21 protein-coding genes are annotated in these 18,863 nt (G+C 45.1%); 5 read left to right on the plus strand and 16 right to left on the minus strand.

Features of this window, described 5'->3' with window-relative positions:
• The first annotated feature begins 104 nt into the window (after positions 1-104).
• On the plus strand, positions 105-407 hold the full coding sequence (locus GN277_RS20680; protein WP_244324815.1) for a DUF4253 domain-containing protein: 303 nt from the start codon (positions 105-107) through the stop codon (positions 405-407).
• 74 nt (positions 408-481) lie between these two features.
• Here the strand turns inward: GN277_RS20680 and GN277_RS20685 are convergent, their stop codons facing one another.
• The 6 genes from GN277_RS20685 to GN277_RS20705 are packed head-to-tail and all read right to left on the minus strand — an operon-like array spanning position 482 to position 4,224.
• Positions 482-841 (minus strand): VOC family protein, encoded by a 360-nt coding sequence (locus tag GN277_RS20685; RefSeq protein ID WP_159753178.1) that lies wholly within the window; start codon positions 839-841, stop codon positions 482-484.
• A 2-nt stretch (positions 842-843) separates the two neighbouring features.
• A complete protein-coding gene (locus GN277_RS20690; RefSeq protein WP_159753180.1) occupies positions 844-1,632 on the minus strand; it encodes a nucleotidyltransferase domain-containing protein in 789 nt (262 codons plus the stop codon).
• Positions 1,629-2,666 (minus strand): nucleotidyltransferase domain-containing protein, encoded by a 1,038-nt coding sequence (locus tag GN277_RS20695; RefSeq protein WP_159753182.1) that lies wholly within the window; start codon positions 2,664-2,666, stop codon positions 1,629-1,631. Before GN277_RS20695 ends, GN277_RS20690 begins: the two co-directional genes overlap by 4 nt.
• A gap of 21 nt (positions 2,667-2,687) precedes the next feature.
• Positions 2,688-3,620, minus strand: a complete 933-nt coding sequence (locus tag GN277_RS20700; protein ID WP_159753184.1) for a hypothetical protein — start codon at positions 3,618-3,620, stop codon at positions 2,688-2,690.
• A gap of 18 nt (positions 3,621-3,638) precedes the next feature.
• Positions 3,639-3,764 carry a hypothetical protein gene (locus GN277_RS31000; RefSeq protein ID WP_280178622.1) on the minus strand — a complete coding sequence of 42 codons (126 nt, stop codon included), beginning with the start codon at positions 3,762-3,764 and terminating at the stop codon, positions 3,639-3,641.
• Positions 3,751-4,224: a Panacea domain-containing protein gene (locus GN277_RS20705; RefSeq protein WP_159753186.1), complete on the minus strand. Its 474-nt coding sequence runs from the start codon at positions 4,222-4,224 to the stop codon at positions 3,751-3,753. Before GN277_RS20705 ends, GN277_RS31000 begins: the two co-directional genes overlap by 14 nt.
• 211 nt (positions 4,225-4,435) lie before the next feature.
• Here GN277_RS20705 and GN277_RS20710 point away from each other — a divergent pair, with 211 nt between their 5' ends.
• The 4 genes from GN277_RS20710 to GN277_RS20725 are packed head-to-tail and all read left to right on the plus strand — an operon-like array spanning position 4,436 to position 7,777.
• Positions 4,436-4,996 (plus strand): RNA polymerase sigma factor, encoded by a 561-nt coding sequence (locus tag GN277_RS20710; RefSeq protein ID WP_159753188.1) that lies wholly within the window; start codon positions 4,436-4,438, stop codon positions 4,994-4,996.
• Positions 4,997-5,020: 24 nt separating this feature from the next.
• Positions 5,021-5,815, plus strand: coding sequence for a hypothetical protein (locus GN277_RS20715; RefSeq protein WP_244324816.1), 795 nt, complete (start codon positions 5,021-5,023; stop codon positions 5,813-5,815).
• Positions 5,803-6,705 (plus strand): ABC transporter ATP-binding protein, encoded by a 903-nt coding sequence (locus GN277_RS20720; protein ID WP_159753190.1) that lies wholly within the window; start codon positions 5,803-5,805, stop codon positions 6,703-6,705. Before GN277_RS20715 ends, GN277_RS20720 begins: the two co-directional genes overlap by 13 nt.
• On the plus strand, positions 6,674-7,777 hold the full coding sequence (locus tag GN277_RS20725) for an ABC transporter permease (protein ID WP_159753192.1): 1,104 nt from the start codon (positions 6,674-6,676) through the stop codon (positions 7,775-7,777). The genes GN277_RS20720 and GN277_RS20725 overlap by 32 nt, the downstream gene beginning before the upstream one ends.
• A 53-nt stretch (positions 7,778-7,830) precedes the next feature.
• Here GN277_RS20725 and GN277_RS20730 read toward each other — a convergent pair whose 3' ends face one another.
• The 10 genes from GN277_RS20730 to GN277_RS20775 all read right to left on the minus strand — a co-directional run bounded on the left by GN277_RS20730 (position 7,831) and on the right by GN277_RS20775 (position 18,712).
• Entirely contained in the window at positions 7,831-8,796 is a 966-nt protein-coding gene (locus GN277_RS20730) for an acyltransferase family protein (protein ID WP_244324817.1), read from the minus strand.
• Between the two features lie 94 nt (positions 8,797-8,890).
• Positions 8,891-9,259 carry a DUF1667 domain-containing protein gene (locus GN277_RS20735; protein WP_159753194.1) on the minus strand — a complete coding sequence of 123 codons (369 nt, stop codon included), beginning with the start codon at positions 9,257-9,259 and terminating at the stop codon, positions 8,891-8,893.
• A 4-nt stretch (positions 9,260-9,263) separates the two neighbouring features.
• Positions 9,264-10,553: an NAD(P)/FAD-dependent oxidoreductase gene (locus GN277_RS20740; RefSeq protein WP_159753196.1), complete on the minus strand. Its 1,290-nt coding sequence runs from the start codon at positions 10,551-10,553 to the stop codon at positions 9,264-9,266.
• A 20-nt stretch (positions 10,554-10,573) separates the two neighbouring features.
• Positions 10,574-12,016: an NAD(P)/FAD-dependent oxidoreductase gene (locus tag GN277_RS20745; protein ID WP_159753198.1), complete on the minus strand. Its 1,443-nt coding sequence runs from the start codon at positions 12,014-12,016 to the stop codon at positions 10,574-10,576.
• Positions 12,009-12,167: a hypothetical protein gene (locus tag GN277_RS20750; protein ID WP_159753200.1), complete on the minus strand. Its 159-nt coding sequence runs from the start codon at positions 12,165-12,167 to the stop codon at positions 12,009-12,011. Before GN277_RS20750 ends, GN277_RS20745 begins: the two co-directional genes overlap by 8 nt.
• Positions 12,149-13,645 (minus strand): glycerol kinase GlpK, encoded by a 1,497-nt coding sequence (gene glpK, locus GN277_RS20755; protein WP_159753202.1) that lies wholly within the window; start codon positions 13,643-13,645, stop codon positions 12,149-12,151. The genes GN277_RS20750 and glpK overlap by 19 nt, the downstream gene beginning before the upstream one ends.
• Before the next feature lie 46 nt (positions 13,646-13,691).
• Positions 13,692-14,261, minus strand: a complete 570-nt coding sequence (locus GN277_RS20760) for a glycerol-3-phosphate responsive antiterminator (protein ID WP_159753204.1) — start codon at positions 14,259-14,261, stop codon at positions 13,692-13,694.
• A gap of 180 nt (positions 14,262-14,441) precedes the next feature.
• The gene (locus GN277_RS20765; protein WP_159753206.1) at positions 14,442-15,995 is read right to left on the minus strand and encodes a tetratricopeptide repeat protein; all 1,554 of its coding nucleotides are present in this window, start codon (positions 15,993-15,995) and stop codon (positions 14,442-14,444) included.
• 233 nt (positions 15,996-16,228) lie between these two features.
• Positions 16,229-17,749, minus strand: coding sequence for a DNA methyltransferase (locus tag GN277_RS20770; RefSeq protein WP_159753208.1), 1,521 nt, complete (start codon positions 17,747-17,749; stop codon positions 16,229-16,231).
• Positions 17,750-17,761: 12 nt separating this feature from the next.
• Positions 17,762-18,712, minus strand: coding sequence for an AvaI/BsoBI family type II restriction endonuclease (locus GN277_RS20775; protein ID WP_159753210.1), 951 nt, complete (start codon positions 18,710-18,712; stop codon positions 17,762-17,764).
• Positions 18,713-18,863: the final 151 nt, after the last annotated feature.

Here is an 18,863-nt window from a genome sequence, read left to right on the forward strand (position 1 = left end):
AGCAGCTTTACATTTCATAAAATCATGAAAAAAGAAAGGAAAAAGAAACCGAAGGAGAGATTGTAAATCATTTTATAAGCTATATATCATTTCACGACAACAAATTGGCAGAAGATACCCTTCTCCTTGAACTTCCTGTCAAGAATCCCTGGGAGATTATTGCCTACCTTCCCATGGGCGGCTGGAATGACTGTCCTGCGCCTGAGGAGATGATCTCTATCTGTAAATACTGGTATGAGAAGTATCAGGCTGTTCCTGCGGCATTTACCAGTGATGTATTGGAGTTCTATGCGCCCGCCGGACTGAACAAAGAGGACAGCCTTGAGGCCGCCAAGGAGCACTATGCCTTCTGTACAGACAGAATCGACCAGGGAACCAGGACATGTAAAGTGTCAGAATTGGCTTGAGGAATCAAATGTGTGGTATTTTTGGTGGGATTAATATCTTTGAGCTTTCTGTACGGTGTTTGTTCACAAATGCCTCAACAGAAAGCTCTTTTCACTTCGATTACATGCCTGTCCGGATCATAAAATCGAATCACTTCGTTCTCATCCTCATCCCGCCCGACTAAAAACTCCACATGAAAATCCGATGCCGCCAATCTTTCCCGCAATGCCTCCACATCCAAAGTCTCAAAGTATAGCTCCATATCATTGCCGCCATATACGGCTGAAATCTCCAGGGAATCCTCCCAGGGCGGACTCTCCTCCAGAACAATCCCTCCGGCAAACAGAACCTTCCTTCCCAAATCAGCCAAAACCATAAGCCCCAACACCTCCTGATAAAACCGGCGTGACCGATCTATATCTTTCACTATCAATAATACATTCTTTAATACCACTTTTATCCCTCCATACACAATGATTGAAGCCCCAACACCCTGTCCATAAAAATCCGGTTCAGCACATCCCAATCCTTCAGATGGTCGTCCTCCATCAAATCAGCAATCTCTTTCTGTCTCTCAAGCTCTGACGCTATAAAATCAATCACTAAGGGAAGCTGCGGATTGAGCTGTCCCTCCTTTGTCGTCTTCTTAATTCTAAGAAGTTCTTCTACTTGGGTGCAAAGCCCCTCCGGCAGCTTAAGCTTCATCAGCTCATCAAACAGCACCGGAGGCGGACAATGATTTTCTTCTATATACCGGCATGCCAGCAACGGGCGCAGGGCATAGAAGTACTTCTTATACTTTACCCTGTCCGTCTGTAAATGACCGTAAAATGTATTGGCAGCCGTCCCCCGATAATGATGTACCGCCGCCTTCTTAGAAAAATATACCTTGGCTTCTCGATAAATCTCATCCCATTCCGGACGTTTACGATAAACCACAGGAGAATTACTCCATTCAAACAGCGTGGCATTGCCTTTATAGAACTGTCTCAGCGCCTTCTTTAAATCCCATCCATTGATATCCAACACTTCATCCAACTGCCAGTCAATCGTATCCTTCTTTTCATCCAGTCGAAGATAATCCTTGCGCACTCTCTGATAAACGAACCGCACGTCATAATCGCTGTCAGGAGACGATAATCCCCATGCCCGGCTGCCAGATTCCACAGCCAGAAGTATCCTTACATTCTCCCTTTGCTCTATCTCGTCTAATTTCACCTGAATCTCGTCAAATATATCTCTCATGAAAACATCTCCTGAACTGTTCCTGTCTCGATACTTTTCCGGTTCACATACTCTACGAACGCCTCAACCTTCTCCATGTCCGGCCCAGCCGGAAGCGTACAGTTTTCTGCCGCTTCCTCCAGACGCCTCTCATAGTCCGCCACAATCTCATAGAACTCTGCCTGAAAAGTCCCGTCTGCTTTCTGGAAGCCTCCCTGGCGCACCTTCATAAGCAGCTCTAAGTCTCCTCGCCTGTTAGTCCGAATCTGCCCGTGTTCCAGGATATCGAATGCCATCATAAAGAGGCGAAGCAGATGCATGGCATGTTTATTCAGGTGGTTATCGTCCTTCTTCTTATTCCGTTTGCCAATCTTATCGTAATCTCTCACCACATTACTCATCGTCGCCCACATACCCTCGTAATCCCGCAGCGGCAAATGCGTATAACTGGCGTCCACAAAAATCTCTGTCTCCAACTCAGGATTCAAAGCCTCGTCAATATACAGCCGGATACTTCCATTAGAAAACGTCCCATATCTCCGGTTGAAATCGTACAATGCATTTTTCACAGAAGTTAAAATATGCCTCTCCCGTTCCGTCTGCTCCATGTTATCCCGCGCAATAGCATTCTGCAGGCGGCGAAGCTGCGCCCCCGCATAGCCCCCAAAAGATTTCACGGCACGCTTTGTCAAAAACAGGTCTGTATGGTCAATCAATTCCTGTCCAAGCCTCGTCTTGATTAAATACTGGTCTTCATCCAGCCCTAACAGTTCGCAGGTATTCGGATTACATTCCAACAGCAGGCGTATAATCTTGTTGAAGGAATAAATCACCGTATCTGTCTGCCGGTCCTCATACTGCTCGAACCGAGTAAGGCCAAGCAAATCCGAGGGCAGGGAGAGTGTGACCCCGCGAAAATCAACATCACTGTTCTCATTACTGGTGCCATAGGCATGGCTGCCGCCCAGTCCGAGAAGGATGATACGGCTGCCAAGGCGTTCATTGGTTCTGAGAAAATCATATTCTTTTGTCATCATCAAAGCTCTGAAATTCATGGAAATCACCTTCTTCTTACATTAAAACGGCACAACCGTATGAGGTTTTTGACTCTGCTCTACCTGTCTCCAGATATGTCTTACAGAAGAAAAACTAGCCCATATTGCAAGAGCGTATCCTATAACCAAATCCTTTGCCACACCTTGAATGACCTCTGGTTCTTCTAAAAAAGCAGGAACAAGGGCCAGGGAATCCACCAAAGAAAGATAATACATATCTCCAAGTTCCTGATAAATCACAATTCCAAGCGAAGCATATTCCGCCGCCATAATCATCAGGCAGGCGGTTACAATACAGATTACGATTCCCTTTCTTGACAACCTCCTGCCAAGCATATCATAACCTTTTATTCCGCAAAATACCATCGCAAATCCGGCAATTCCGGCAATGAAGCCAAACATACCAATCACCACCCACAAAACGGCGCCGAGTAAAGTTCCTAAAACCGCCCCAAGAAGCCCCAGAAATATATTCTCCTTCTGTCCGTTTTGCCCGCTTGTGCCGTTTATCTCCTGCGTAAAGCAATTCTCACAGAGCAAGACCGGCGTTCCGTCTAAGGCCGCGGCACGCAGAGGCAGTACATTTCTACATTGAGAACAGCAGTTGCGTATTCCACATTCCAGACATTTGGAAGTAAGCTCTGAAACAATGAGCGTCAGATTGTCCTTGTCGTCTCTCTCGGTTGACTCTACATTGAGGGTAATCGTATCATTACCGTTATAGCCCGTATATTGTATGGTTGAATGTCTTTGTTTCAGTTCTTGAAGAAAGGCTAAAAAGTTATCTTTTACTCCGCTTTTTTCTATGTCTGCATGAAGCTGTATCCGAAACTGATTCAGCGCCTTCACCGGTATGATCAGCAGCGCAATCCCATTCACAGCCCCATGCATTACATCGTAGGTTTTCTCATACACAAAGCCTTCTGGCATATGATTTTCAATCTGTATATCCATAATTTTTTCCTCCTTCGATTAAAAAACTGCATATTCTTTGTAAACTGTTCTAATAGAAATATTCTTTTCTTCGCCTGCACGCCTTAAACGTTCTTCTACCTGCTTATCTATATAATCATTCTGATTATCCTTAATTCTTGACATAATTCTCCTTAAAATATTCGACAATTGACTGTCTTGAAATCTCTGAATTAAACTTTCTGCCTCCGCTAGTTGCATCAAGCCATGGACTTTCTGCATGTGTCTTATTTCTCAGGCCAGAAGCAGAATATTTCCCAAAAACCGAATAGACATCTTCAAGTAATTCTTTATCTTCGCCCCTGATTTTGGACAAACTTTTCACCATCTCTGATTCATCAGTGTGCAGGTCATAGGCATTATCAAAACTTCTCCACACTTCTTCCACCACTGGTCCATGTTCCCATGCCACAATCTTTTCGTCAAACAGCGACCCCTTATCTAATGCAAGCGAACATCCTTCTGCATAATATAAAAGCTTGAGAAGTTTAAGAAGTGTCATCCTTTCATCCTCTCCATTATTAACATCTTCACAATTCCTGAAAATAAACCATCTAGCAATATCTATTGCCTTATATCTTCCCATAGCAAGCTCCTTCTTAAATCCACTGTCAATGCTTCACAAAAATTATACCATGATCTAATTCAATGTGTCAACCAAATCAGAACAAACGTTTGTATTTTCTGTCATTAAAATCCAAAAAATAAAAATTTCTTTCACTCCTTTTTCCCACAAAAAGGTTATATTTATTGTAAGACGTTTTACAGGACAAAGCCCCAAAGAGAGGAGAAGCATTTTGGAGGACAGAGAGCTGATACGGCGGATTCAAAACGGACAAACAGAATACTTAAACGAGATTGCCGTCAAATACTACGATGACATCTACTATTTCTGCTGTTACCAGACCGGCAGCCCAGAGGATGCTTACGACTTAGCTCAGGACACCTTCCTGCGTTTCATAAAATATGTAAACAATTATCAGTATCGCAATCTAAAGGGATATCTCCTGACCATCGCCATGAACCTGTGTCGAGATTATATACGGACGGCTTCGCAGACACCGGCAAAGGCTGATCCTTTAGAATACATGGAGTATGCGGCCACGGCAGACAACACAAAAGCCCCAAACCCTGCGGGCGATACACAGACCTCGGAAAACACTCTGATGCTTAAAGAAGCCCTCGCAAAGCTTCCGGAGAATCAGCGGGAGGCTGTGCTTCTCCATCATTTCTACGGATATAAAAACCGAGAAATCGCCCGAATAACAGGTGCCTCTTACGATGCTGTCAAGTCCCGCCTCCGTCAAGGTATGAAACGCTTAAAAGAACTGCTTCACCAGAGTGATTTTAACCAATAATTGCAGAAAGGAGACTTAAATACCGTGACATCACAAAAAAGAGCAACGCCTCCTGCCGGAAGGCATGAACACCAGACCATAAATCTCACAGAATGGAAATTCCCGCTGGATGAAACAAAAAAATCCCAAAGTCTGTCCGTAATCAGGATGGCGGCACAGCAGAAGCGTATCCGCCGCTGCCCTACATTTACAGAGCTGCTCTTTAACCAGCTTCGCTTCCAGTCATGGAGGTATCGAATACTAGAAGGCATTATTTTGCTAACCGCCATGGCTTTGGCGCTTACCCTGCACAAACGACAGACAGACCGCATAGAAACTCTTGCCGCCTGCTCTGTATTCCTTGTGTTTGCGGGAAATATTTTCCTCGGCCATGTGGCAAGCCTGTTCTCCTGGCATATGGCAGAACTTGAGCAGACCTTGTACCTGAACCTGAAACAGATGGTATGTATTCGGATGATGCAGGCAGGCATTGCCGATCTGGTCATACTGACATTGTTCCTAATCATCACTGGCAGCAAACAGCCCTCAGAAATCGGTACGTCCCTCATCTATATGCTGGCGCCGTTTCTGTGGTCAGACACCCTGTATCTGCACATGCTGACAAACCTAAGGAATATTTCCCAGGGGTTCCGTTCCCTTGCCTTTGGCCTGCTTAGCGGCACTCTTGCGCTTTTCCCTATATTATGGGAATCCGTCTATCAGCCGAAGTATCTGGTCATTTGGCAGATATTGACGCTTGCAGGACTGGCTCTGCTGATTGCAGAAGTCTACGGCCTTCTTGGCAAAATAGAAAATGGAGGTGACATATGCCTGAATTAAAATTAGATCGTATTACAAAACAATTCAAAAATAAAATCGCCGTGGATAACGTGTCCTTAAACCTTCACGAAGGTGTGTACGGATTTCTCGGCGCAAACGGCGCAGGAAAGACAACCCTTCTGCGCATGATCTGCGGCGTACTGAAGCCGACCTTTGGAGAGATAAGATGCAACGGCATAGAGATTGGCAGACTGGACGGCGATTACCGCTACCTTCTGGGATATCTGCCCCAGGACTTTGGCTATTATCCTGATTTTACCGCCAAGAGGTATCTTGAATATCTGGCGGCATGTAAAGCAGTCCCAAAAGACCTTGTAAAAGAAAAGGTGCAGGAGATGCTTCGCCTGACAGATTTAACAGGCAGCCAGAAAAATAAAATAAAGACATTTTCCGGCGGAATGCTTCGGAGGCTGGGAATCGCCCAGGCACTCTTAAACGATCCTGAAATCCTAATTATGGATGAACCCACCTCTGGACTTGACCCCAAAGAGAGGATACGCTTTCGCAATATGATCAGCTCATTATCCAAAGGACGAATCATCCTTTTGTCCACCCATATTGTCTCTGATGTAGAATTTATTGCAGATGAAATCCTCATCATGAAGCAGGGACGGATTATTGAACATGGCACTGTGGCAGAGGTCACCAACAGCGTAAATGGCAAGGTATGGGAATATCTTGCCGAACCCGCCAAAGCCCTTCAGATGAACGAAGCTTTCCCAGTCAGCAATCTGAAAAACGAAGGAGAAAAGGTTCGCCTTCGCCTGGTGTCAGACTCATGCCCCATTGAGGGCGCAAGCATGGCTTCTCCAGGATTGGAGGACGTATATTTATATCACTTTGAGGAGGTGTCAGAACATGTGGACCATGTGGAAAGAAGAACTCTGTAAGATGATATCCAGAAAAATCGTCTGGCTCGGTATATTTCTTCTGCTTGCTTTCGTAACCGTACGTCTGTATGAAGAACGTTACCACTATACAACCATCATAGACGGAAGGATTTACCAGGGACAGGAGGCCATTGTGAAGGACAAAGCCTTAACCAAAGACTATTGCGGAGCTTTGACCCTTGAAAAAGTCAACAAGATATATAAAAACTATGGATTTTTTTATTATAATGAAGAAAGCAGCAAGCCGGCGGGAAACTACTGCAGCCGCTTTGTCACAGAAAACTTTACCAACTTTCGACAGACCGACGGATACGACCCCACTCAAATCCATTTTTATAAAGGAAAAGAATGGGAATACAACGCCCAATACCTTCTGGATAACGAAGTACGGTTTGATTATGTCTATGGATGGAATGATTTCGCGGAAATGTACGTAGCCGCCATACTGGCCTTGTTTGTCATACTGCTTCTGGGATTATCGCCGGTCTTTGCCGAGGAATACCAGCTTAAGACGGCAGACATCCTTTTAACGACGCGGCGCGGAAAAGGAAGCGGCATCTGGATGAAAATTCTCGCGGCATTATGCTTTGCCGTCGTCCTGACCTTGGGGGTCTGCGCTTATATGTGGAGCATCTACCTTGTTATATACGGCGTACAGGGACTAAACGCCTCTGCAATTCTTCTGAGCTTTGTCACACCTTTTGGCTTTTGTCCCGAAAGTGTCCTGGGCTTCCTCCTGTATATTACGTTTTTAGGCTTTATAGGCGCCCTTCTCCTGACCGGCATTGCCATGGGAATCTCGGCTCTGTGTAAAAGCCCGTTCCTTGCGCTGATCCTCTCTGTTTCGATATACTTTTTTCCCGTCGTCTGGGTTAAGGTGCTTGCACCTATGTGGATTTTCGGAGCATATGCCAAAAAGATCTCTCATTTTATGACCTCCATGCCAGTGTACCTTCCCATGAGCACAGGATTTGCATTTTCCACAGAACAGATGGCCTTACATGTATGTATCGCCCTGGCTGTCGGAATCGGCGGGATGTATCTGGGATACCACCGATTCCGGCGCTGCTGATCACTTTAGTACTGTCAGGCTGGTTCTGAGCCTGGCAGTACTTTTTTGCTGTCTCAGACCAGATGGGCTATCTTATTTGTAACCTGTACAAAAGGCTTCCGCGACACAAGCCACACCACAGCCAGACAGAACGCCAGCAGCAGGATACTCTCCCCGTTACTCTCTACCGCCCATAGAGCCGACGACCGATGCTTCATCCAACTATATATAAGCCCATGGAAAATATAAATCGCCATCGTTCTCTCCCCCAGATAGGAATAGCACTTCTGCTCTGACGGAAGCACCAGCATAAACAGGTAAATCAGCAAAAATGATATCCCATAGCAGACGATGCGTATCAGTATTCCTTCCACAGAGGATAACTCCAGTTCCTCATAGGAATAACGCCCATAGAAAATTTTCACCGACAAGCGGCGGTGGTATCTGTCCCGAAACAGAAACGCCGCCATACCCCCAATGATTCCAAGGGCGCCCAGATACCCCTTCCGGTTACGGAAGGGAGTAAGCCATCCGCTGTCAAACTCCATCCCCGCCAGAAAAAAAGGAAAGAAAAATATAATCCTCGGAATGGACAGAAAGTTGCCGATACCAAACAGCCCCACAGCAAGTCCTGCAATCAGTGATAAGATCAGGTGGCAGGGAAGCCTTTTCACAGCAGGCGCCGCCAGCCTCCAAACGCATAATGCCAGGAGATACCACAGTGTAAATTTGGGTCTGGTAAAATATAGCTCGGTTTCTTTGTCCAGTATATATGTATATAGCAGGTAGTAGATTATTTCATACACGAAGTAAGGGATTACCAGTCCGCTAATGAGTTTTTTCACAGATGGGATTTTCTTTGAAAAATATCCCGATATAAAGATAAACGCCGGCATATGGAACGCCACAATCCCCCATTTCAGCTCATACAAAAACGGATTCTGATCATAGCAGGGCTCAATGAAGTGACCAACCACCACCAGCACAATCAGAAGTACCTTGTAATTGTCAAAAAGATACTCTCTCTGTCTTTTCTCCATTTTCATCACCATCAAATATTTTACTTCTGATATTCCGTCATTTCAATTCGCATTTCAGACAAAAACAAAGCCATTTCAGAGAGATATTTATGAATTATTCTGCCGCCTCTACATTTTTAGTGGCAACAATATCCACCCCTGTTCCTAAAATATTCTCGACAATCACATCACCAATACGAACCGGCGCTTTTGCAGTTACGTCCTTTAATGCCCGCACGCACTCCAAAACCTTTTTTTTCGGGATATCCTCTCTTGTCTTAACTGAAACCATCTTCTCCCTTCCCCTGGATACCTTTACTGTAGACGTCACAATCCTGGTCGGGTTCGTCAGCTCCCGTCTTGCATAAGAATCTCCACGCATACAGGTATTTCCGGACACACCCAAAATTGTCTCCCCATCCATTGTAACCGTAAGCCTGCAGCCCAGAGGGCAGTTGATACAGATTAGTTTTTTTTCTTCCATCGCCTTATGCCTCCTCTATTTTTACGCTGATTGTCTCTAAGTCAGGATATTCCAAAAGCTGCTCCTTCATAAGTACAAGCTCCTCCATCTCGCCGGGGGCTGCCACCGCCTTTTTTCTGTGGAGAACCCTGTCTGCGTCAAAATAAACGCTTATATAACAGTTCTTGTAAATATTTCCTACACGGAAGCGTACCGTCAGCCGTTCGTCCATGCGTTTCACACAGACAGACTCCGGAACCGTGTAGCGCACCCCTTCTCCTGGGATAAGAGAAATAATCTTATTCTTTTTGCCGGCGCTTTCCGTGTGCATATTTTTGTTGGACAAATTCTGTATATACCCAGCCGCCTTCTTCCCTGCCGTCTTTGCCTCCTCCGACACAAAATCCACCAAATCATGGACATGAAGTACATTTCCACATGCAAATACTCCCTCAATATTCGTTTCAAGGCTTTCATCCACCCTCGGTCCGGATGTAACCGGATTCAGCTTAACTCCCATTCCGTCTGAAAGTTCATTTTCCGGAATCAGCCCCACAGACAAAAGGAGAGTGTCGCAGGAATAGAATTCCTCTGTTCCAGAAATCGGTTTCCCTTTTTCATCAACCTTTGCAAGTGTGACTCCACGAAGCCGTTCCTTTCCCTTAACGTCCACCACTGTATAGCTTAATTTAAGCGGAATTCCATAGTCGTCCAGACATTGAACAATATTTCGTTTTAATCCGCCGGAATAGGGCATCAGCTCGGCTACTACCTTCACATTGGCCCCCTCAAGCGTCATTCTCCTTGCCATAATCAGTCCGATATCGCCGGAGCCTAAGATTACGACTTCCCTTCCTGGTAAATATCCTTCCATATTCACCAATCTTTGGGCTGTTCCTGCGGAAAAGATTCCTGCGGGACGATAGCCTGCAATATTCAGCGCGCCCCTCGCCCGCTCCCTGCACCCCATAGCAAGGATAACCGCCTTTGCCTGAAGCTCAAATAACCCCTCCTTGGGATTTACGGCTGTCACCACCTTCTCTGGACTAATATCCATAACCATGGTATTTAACCGATACTCGATTCCTAAATCTATTACCTGCTCAATAAACCTTCCGGCATATTCCGGTCCGGTCAGTTCTTCCTGAAAGGTATGCAGGCCGAACCCGTTATGGATACACTGATTCAATATCCCCCCAAGCTCTCTGTCGCGTTCCAGTATCACAATCCGGCCAATTCCGTTTTCCCTTGCCGAAACCGCTGCCGAAAGCCCCGCGGGACCTCCGCCGATAATCACTATATCATACTTTTCCATACTGTCTCCTCCTCCCACTTTTAAAAAACATCCTTATTCGTTCCCAAAACCAGATAGGAATCTCCTCCGGATTTCGTCACCTCACGAACCTCCATCTTCCATTCCCTTGCCAGAATCTCCATTGTCCTTGGCGAACAGAAGCCTGACTGGCAGCGTCCCATCCCTGCCCGCGTCCTTCGCTTCACTCCGTCCAGGGACTTTGCGCCAAGAGGCCGCCGGATGGCGTCTATAATCTCACCCTCTGTAATCATCTCACAGCGGCAGATGATATTTCCGTACGCAGGATTTTCACGAAGCAGCGCCGCCTGTTCTTCCTTAGGCAAATTTGCCGGCCTCAGGATTCCTTTTCTTGTGGAAATGAAGTCGTCCTTTTCAACCAGCCCCATTCTTTCCCTTAAGATTCCTGCAATCCTTTCCCCTATGGCCGGACAGCTCGTAAGGCCCGGCGACTCGATTCCAGCACAGTCGATGAAGCCAGGGGCATCCGCCAATTCTTCTATGATAAATTCATCTCTGTCCTCATGAGCCCGAAGTCCTGCAAAGGATGTAATCACCTGACGCAAGGGAAGATTTTTCACATTCATTCCTGCTTTTTTCAGCACCTGGTCAAGCCCCTCTCTGGTCGTATTGGTTCCCTCCTTATCCTGGATATCTATGGCTGTCGGTCCCAAAATCAGATTGCCGTGAGCCGTCGGCGCCACCAGAATCCCTTTGCCGAATTTCCCCGGCAGGGTGAATATAGTGCTTCTCACATGGGCTTTTGCTCGCTTATCCAACAGACAGTAATCCCCTCGCCTTGCCGTAATGTTAATCTTCTGTTCACTGACCATGTTGTGGAGGCTGTCTGCGTAAACTCCTGCAGCATTTACTACGTATTTTGTATCATAAACGCCCTGATTTGTTAGGAGTCGATACCCCTCCTCCTGCCTCTCAATACCTGTCACTTTTGTACAGAACTTGAAATCTACGCCGTTTACATTTGCATTTTCCGCCAGGGCAATATTCAGCTCAAAAGGACATACGATCCCTCCTGTGGGCGCATAGAGAGCCCCATACACATCATCCCCAAGATTTGGCTCTTTTTCCAACAATTCTTCTTTGCTTAATATTTGAAGCCCTTTTACACCATTAGCATTACCCCTGTCGTACAGCTCCTCAAGCCTTGGCATATCCTCCTTACTCTTACCAACTACCAGCGAACCATTCCGTATGAAAGGAATATCCAGCTCTTTTGACAAAGGCTCCATCAACTGGTTCCCCCGCAGGTTCATCTTTGCTTTCATGGAACCTGTAGGGGCGTCATAACCAGCATGGACGATTCCACTGTTCGCCTTGGAGGTTCCGCAGCATACGTCTTCTTCTTTTTCCAACACGCAAACATTTACCTTGTAGCGGGACAATTCTCTTGCCACGGCACAGCCGCACACTCCCCCGCCAATAATGATGACATCATATTTATACATAAACCAATTCTCCTTTTTCTGAATTAACTGCAAAAGAGCAGAACAATAAACGCATATGTCTCAATGCGGTTATTGCTCTGCTCTTTTCTCCTGCAAATCCTCTATTCACAATTACTGTTATGAAGCCGGCTCCTATTCTTCCTTCGCCCATCCATAAGCGTACTTGACTGCCTTGTTCCACCCGCGAATCTTCTTCACCCGTTCCTCCTCTGGAATAGACGGCTCAAATGTCCGGTCAATGGCCCAATTCTTAATCACATCCTCCTTACTCCCCCAGTAGCCAACTGCCAGACCTGCCAGATAAGCGGCCCCCATTGCCGTCGTCTCGACGCACTGTGGGCGCTTAACCGGTGCATTGATAATATCCGCCTGAGTCTGCATCAGGAAATTATTGGCGCTTGCGCCTCCGTCCACCTTAAGAGATGCCAGTGAAATCCCTGAATCTGCTTTCATTGCCGTCAGCACGTCGCTGACCTGGTAAGCCAGAGATTCCAGAGTCGCTCGGATAATGTGATACTTATTCACCCCGCGGGTAATTCCCACAATGGTACCTCTGGCATACTGATCCCAATGGGGTGCGCCAAGTCCTGTAAACGCCGGAACCACATAGCACCCGTTGGTATCCTTCACCTTCTTTGCCATATACTCGGAATCCATGGCAGAATCGATTAGCCGCATCTCATCCCTTAGCCACTGAATTGCCGCGCCAGCAACGAAGATGGACCCCTCAAGCGCATAATAAACCTTCCCGTCCAGCCCCCATGCAATGGTCGTAACCAGCCCGTTCTTTGAAAACACCGGCTTCTCTCCTGTATTCATCAGCAGGAAACAGCCCGTACCATATGTATTCTTGGCCTCCCCTGCCGTAAAGCAAGTCTGTCCGAACAACGCCGACTGCTGGTCGCCTGCCGCTCCCGCGATGGGAATCGCTCCTCCAAAGAAAGATGGGTCGGCCTCACCATAGACACAACTGGAAGGCTTAGCCTCAGGAAGCATACATTTGGGGATATCCAGTTCTTCTAATATCTCGTCGTCCCATTCCAATGTATTGATGTTAAAAAGCATGGTACGGGAGGCATTGGAATAATCTGTCACATGTACCTTTCCCTTAGTGAGCTTCCAAATCAGCCAGGTCTCTACCGTACCAAAAAGAAGCTCCCCCCTCTTGGCCCTCTCTCTTGCGCCCTCCACATGGTCCAGAATCCATTTCACTTTCGTGCCTGAGAAATATGCATCAATCACCAGCCCGGTCTTCTCACGAAACTTGTCCGTAAGCCCCTTCTCCTTTAAGGAATCACAATACTCAGACGTCCTCCGGCATTGCCACACAATCCCATGATAGACTGGCTCTCCGGTATTCTTATCCCACACAATCGCTGTCTCCCGCTGGTTCGTAATCCCGATTGCCGCCACATCATCTGCCGTGGCGCCAATCATGCTCATCGCCTCTACAGCCACTCCCATCTGGCTTGCCCAGATCTCACCTGCATCATGCTCTACCCAGCCCGGCTTAGGAAAATACTGCTTGAATTCCCGCTGTGCAACGCTTAACATTTCGCCTGCCTCGTTAAATAGAATACACCTGTTGCTCGTCGTCCCTGCATCCAACGCCATTACATATTTTGCCATCCTCACATCCTCCTGATTTATATGATTCGTATTTATATATATTGACTTACATCTGCCATACGTCCTGATTTGTGCTGGACACCGCAATCACTCCGGCAGACAGCACATTCATCACATCCTCTTTATCGTTCAGCAGCCCTCCGGCAATGATTGGAGTCCTGGATATCTGGCAGATCTGCCCAATTACCTTAGGCATAAGCCCCGGAAGCACCTCGATAAAGTCCGGCTTTACCGTATGCTGTTGATTCCTGATATTCTCTAACGCCATAGAATCAATGAGAAAATACCGAAGCACCGTACACAGGGACAGCTCCCTTCCCCGTCTGATAAGCGCAGGCTTTGTGGTTATAATTCCGTCTGCCTCTGTATACTGCTTAATATAGTCTACCGCCACCTCTTTTGAGCCTAATCCTGTGATCAGGTCTATATGGACCATCGCCATCCTTCCAGTGTCTTTTACCTTGTTCACAATATCTCTGATGGTGCAAATATCCCCAAACAGGATAAAAACGACTCGGATATCTTCCAATTCGCAGCATTTCAAAAGACCTTCCATATCCTTTACTGCTGCAACAACGGGATTACTTTCGATTGCATCATAATATTTTCTGTCCATCCCTTTCCCCTCTTAAAATATATAAGAACTATTATATAAGAAAAAGAGCAAACCAAACAACAACATTCCTGTTGTAATCATTCGCTCTCCCATCTCAATACGTTCATGAAACTGTTATAACTATACCATATTGCTGCCAGTAAATCAATCCCAGTATCACAAACAACTCAACAATATTTTTTATCGTCCTACCCATACCTGCTCTCCCTCCACTTGAATCTCGTATTCTCTCATAATCTCCTGAAATCCTTCATTTTCCAGAAGCTCTGGCGACTGTGCCAGATACTCCTGTATGGTCTGGGCACACAGGTCGCGTCCAATGGCTGCATCCTGACATAAAAGCCGCATATGGGCGATTTTTAACTTCTCTGCTTTGTCCAGTTCCCCGATTCCCTGAACGCATATCTCCACCGCCCTGTCATTGTGTCCGCTGTTTTCATATAGTGTGACCAGCCTGCCATACATTTCCTCCCGCCTTGCGGCATCTGTTTCCAAATCCAGCATTTCCTCATAAAGCTGGGCTGCTTCATTGAATTCTCCCGTTCTCTCGTAAGCCAAAGCTAAGTATTTATGAATCTCTTTGGTTTCCTCTCCATCATCCGTCTTATCCAGGCATCTTCTGCCAAGACGAAGAATGGCTTCTGCGGCGTCTTTTGTATCCAGCAGGCTGTAACCTTTCATCAGGCAACGGTCATACTGCCCTGTAGAATCTTCCTGTCCTTTCTCCTCCAGATAGCGCAGACTTTCCTCCAGTACCTCCGGCTCTTTTTCCTTCCCCATAAGCGCCTCCGCAACCTCTCTCAGATTCACAGCCATAGCATACTCCTGAATCTTGTCCAGATAATACAGGCTTTTCTCATAGTCCTCCAAATCTAAGATATATGCCAAGGCCAGCTCCATATACGCTTCGCCGCTTCCCCGCATTAATATTTCAGATTGAAAACCAAATTCCTCTAAATCCTCCCCATTTTTCTGTGACAAGTCTTCCTGAGCTTCTCTTTCCTGCCATGTATCTTCCTGAAATATATGTTTCTGTGTCATGTCAGAAAGTTCTTCTGTATCAGCTCCATATAAACCTCCTGTTTCCTGCACCTTCCATGCTCCACCAAGAATAACTGCCGCACCGGCAGATAAAAGCAGCCGTCTGCGAAGGACAGGATTATGTTCTGTTTTTTTCTTATATTGTGGGATATTCCTTCGGATATCCGCCGCACTTTGATAGGCGGAGTTTGATTGATCATTCAGACATTTTGAAATGATTTTTAGAAATCTTCTTTCCTCCCGCCCGCTAAGCGGAGGCATCAGAACTGCCGCGTCAAGAAGATACTGGATGGTCCTCCCCATCCCATAGATGTCAAGCTTTGCGCTTCCTCTCTGATAATAGGCTTCCTCCTTTGGAAGAAAGCACTCTCTGACAACACGCCTTTGCATGAACCGAAGCCGCTTTTCATTCGAGCCGGCCTCCAAATCCAAGAAATAGGGCTTATCCTCGTCCGTTACCACAATACTGTAAGGATTCACATACTGATAATAGGGCTTCTTCCTGCACTTATGAATCATACTCAACTGATTGACAATCTCCCGCATCAAAGAAAATAACTGCTCTTTTGTAACCTTCGGGCGGGACTTAAGCCACCCTGCCAGTATGCTTCCTTCCACATACTCTGAACTGATATAACATGTCTGCCCGTGTTCGATTAAACGCAGTACGTCATACCCCTCTTTTCCTGTCACGTACATCACCTCTTCTTTATAAAATTTAGATAAACTAAAACTACCTTGGGAATATTAATGTGAAAACACTGAAGATTCTTTTGAGTATTAGAGTGATTTATATATTACGCGATTTCGCCTAAAATTGCAAGTCTATTTTTGTAAAAATATAAAATATAACCAAAGGTGCCATACTACCACGAAACAGCCACTTAAGTGGCTGTTTTAGGCTCGTTCATAAATTACGCTTCTATCTATTTTTTCCAAATAGTAATACTTTTCCGAAGAGGTACTCGTCCATATTTCTTCATCTGTTGGCTGCTGTTTCCCTTTTGCTGCTTCAGACAAAATACTTTTACAGGAGTAAAACCAAATTGTTCAGCAAAGCTCGTTGACAGATAATCGACTGGTATCACTTCACCGCCATATCGAACATTATCATTCACAAATGCTACAAAAGCACCTTTTTTGCATATGCGATACAGTTCTGCATAAATAAATGCAAGCTCTGTAAAATACCCCTCAACCATTCGCAGTACACCCTTATTATTCAAATCACCGTTGGATTTACGCCTTTCCATAGCTGTAATAATCTCTTGAAATGCAGCATTGGTTTTAATGGCATCATAGATATAATGAAATCTATCCAACGCGCCAGTTTTTTCATAATATTCCTTAAGCGCTTCCACCTTAGACTTATTTTCAACTGTACACGAAAGCAAAGCCTGACGCATCTCTTTAATGTTTTCTTCACCGCTACCTAAATAGACCAGTTCAAGAGCATATGTTCTGGTATAGTCATATCTATTACAATAGGGCGGTGATGTTATTACCCCCGTAATACTTTCTGATTGTACCTGAGGCAGCTCAAACAGAGCGCTGCTTTGCTTAAAACAAATATTTGCAGACGATTCCATATATCCATTTGACTGTATCATTTTTATATCGGATAAAACATGTTCTAATTCTTCCTGTACCGCTTCCCTTATATTTCCAATCACTTCTCGGCAATAATGCTTAGGTAAAAGCTTTCGTCCAGCTTTTTTGCGTGCTACATTAGCATTAAAAACCTTTTTTGAACGAGAATCCCAACTTAGATATTGTCCGCTTTTTGATGTATAGCTGCATCTTTCAAGAGAGTTTATCATGCAAAGAGTAAAAAGATTCTTTGCCTCATTTGAATAATCAGACTGAAAAATCCATTCTTTCGCATACTGAATAAATTTCTCATTTAATTCTGGATATGCAGTATCTGTGATCGTAATATACGGAGTTTTACCTAAATAATCTTTTGGCATGACCAATGAAGTAAACGTGTCAGTCATTCTTTTTATTTCCTCTATATCATACCGCATCACATTGACCTTAGCCTTTATTGCAATTTCGGATAACGGCATAATGTCATAACCAATAGTATGAATTCCACGCATCTGACATACTAGCGCTGTCGTTCCCGACCCCATAAAAGGATCCATTACTGTATCGCCTATTCTTACATCCATGTCATCCAATAACGTATTCACAAGATCTGCTGAAAATCCCTCTTTATATTTTAACCAGCTATGCAAAGCATCCTTTTTGCTCAACTGATAGCTAACGCTTCGTCTGTCAAATTTATTTGTTATCTCAAGTATAGGTTCATATTTTTTTTCCAGAGCCTGCCGGGCATCCTCGCAGCAAAAACCATCGGCCGAAAAGCGCTCTACAATGTAATTGGCTTTATCAGCAAATTCCTGTGTCATTTCAGGCATTTCAAACAAAGTTAATTGTTCCATATTCATCCCCCCTCATAGCTCAATTAACCAATTACAATATTCTATTAACTGATTGTTATTTGTCAGATTCGACGCGTTGGATAATGTTCCATCTTCCAATTGTTTATATATCTCCTCTGCCATAGAATGTTGAATCGCCGCACCGATAAAAGACGTTTTTATTTTAGGATATCCCGCTTTAGTAAAACTTTCACGAATTCGATTTAAAGCAGAATTTCCAGTCTTCCAATGTTCATCTGCGCCTGCTGGATCAATTCCGCCTTTTAGCTCGCCAAACATAATTGCGCGTTCATCATGGCGTACTATTCCATCATAGTCAGCTATGCCGCTGGAAAACAAGCATATATCGACGTTTTTGTTTACTGTCGGTATTTTGGAATTAAAGACAAGGATTCGTTCTCCCCTCGTATTCCTCCAATGTAATGCCTTAACATTTGTCTCTGTTCCTGCATCATTACCGTCTATTTCTCTCCAATATTTTGAATTTGTAGAAACGCAATCACATACCATTCCTCTGACACTCATACTTGAATAGATGGCGCGAATAAACCGCTCTTGCCCAAGTACGCCGATCTTGTTGCGCATTGCTCCGCCGACTGCATCTCCTTTGATGAGAAGATAACGAAAAGTCGCCTCATCAATATACGCTTCGCCAGATGGCTTCAAGAACTTATCGATAAGCTCTTTTATTGCCATGGTTTGATCATCTTCATCCAAATATGACAGCGATTTATCAGATAGACCTGCTGCTGTAATTAAAAATGGCCGAACTTCCGGAAGATTAAGTAAGTCTTCAGCCCTACAAGTATGAGCTGCCATTGCCTTAAATGCAAGGGCATTTTTCACAAATGGATCTCCAACCCGATTCTTTTCTAATGCAATGCTTAAAAAACCTGCTCTTGTTTCTTCATGGGTTGTCACAAGACTCTCTGCCGAGGTAATAAATCTATTGTATATCGACATATAACGCATTCCTCCTGCTATCTATTTATAATCACTGTACTCAATGGTATACCCAAAGGGCACACCATAATACCTACCCTTCGGGTGGGTGGACTTTGTCCAACAATGTATACCCAAGGGCACACCGTAATACATGCCCTTCGGACTGGTG

Source organism: Sporofaciens musculi (assembly GCF_009830285.1).
Lineage (GTDB): Bacteria > Bacillota > Clostridia > Lachnospirales > Lachnospiraceae > Sporofaciens > Sporofaciens musculi.

What these genes read in the sequence shown, in the direction of transcription:
- GN277_RS20730 (WP_244324817.1), bottom strand. Translation starts at nt 8,796, where the DNA reads ATGGAGAAAAGACAGAGAGAGTATCTTTTTGACAATTACAAGGTACTT.
- GN277_RS20745 (WP_159753198.1), bottom strand. Translation starts at nt 12,016, where the DNA reads ATGTATAAATATGATGTCATCATTATTGGCGGGGGAGTGTGCGGCTGT.
- GN277_RS20735 (WP_159753194.1), bottom strand. Translation starts at nt 9,259, where the DNA reads ATGGAAGAAAAAAAACTAATCTGTATCAACTGCCCTCTGGGCTGCAGG.
- GN277_RS20770 (WP_159753208.1), bottom strand. Translation starts at nt 17,749, where the DNA reads ATGGAACAATTAACTTTGTTTGAAATGCCTGAAATGACACAGGAATTT.
- GN277_RS20720 (WP_159753190.1), top strand. Translation starts at nt 5,803, where the DNA reads ATGCCTGAATTAAAATTAGATCGTATTACAAAACAATTCAAAAATAAA.
- GN277_RS20760 (WP_159753204.1), bottom strand. Translation starts at nt 14,261, where the DNA reads ATGGACAGAAAATATTATGATGCAATCGAAAGTAATCCCGTTGTTGCA.
- GN277_RS20695 (WP_159753182.1), bottom strand. Translation starts at nt 2,666, where the DNA reads ATGAATTTCAGAGCTTTGATGATGACAAAAGAATATGATTTTCTCAGA.
- GN277_RS20705 (WP_159753186.1), bottom strand. Translation starts at nt 4,224, where the DNA reads ATGGGAAGATATAAGGCAATAGATATTGCTAGATGGTTTATTTTCAGG.
- GN277_RS20740 (WP_159753196.1), bottom strand. Translation starts at nt 10,553, where the DNA reads ATGGAAAAGTATGATATAGTGATTATCGGCGGAGGTCCCGCGGGGCTT.
- GN277_RS20700 (WP_159753184.1), bottom strand. Translation starts at nt 3,620, where the DNA reads ATGGATATACAGATTGAAAATCATATGCCAGAAGGCTTTGTGTATGAG.
- GN277_RS20690 (WP_159753180.1), bottom strand. Translation starts at nt 1,632, where the DNA reads ATGAGAGATATATTTGACGAGATTCAGGTGAAATTAGACGAGATAGAG.
- glpK (WP_159753202.1), bottom strand. Translation starts at nt 13,645, where the DNA reads ATGGCAAAATATGTAATGGCGTTGGATGCAGGGACGACGAGCAACAGG.
- GN277_RS31000 (WP_280178622.1), bottom strand. Translation starts at nt 3,764, where the DNA reads ATGTCAAGAATTAAGGATAATCAGAATGATTATATAGATAAGCAGGTA.
- GN277_RS20725 (WP_159753192.1), top strand. Translation starts at nt 6,674, where the DNA reads ATGTGGACCATGTGGAAAGAAGAACTCTGTAAGATGATATCCAGAAAA.
- GN277_RS20750 (WP_159753200.1), bottom strand. Translation starts at nt 12,167, where the DNA reads ATGGGCGAAGGAAGAATAGGAGCCGGCTTCATAACAGTAATTGTGAAT.
- GN277_RS20775 (WP_159753210.1), bottom strand. Translation starts at nt 18,712, where the DNA reads ATGTCGATATACAATAGATTTATTACCTCGGCAGAGAGTCTTGTGACA.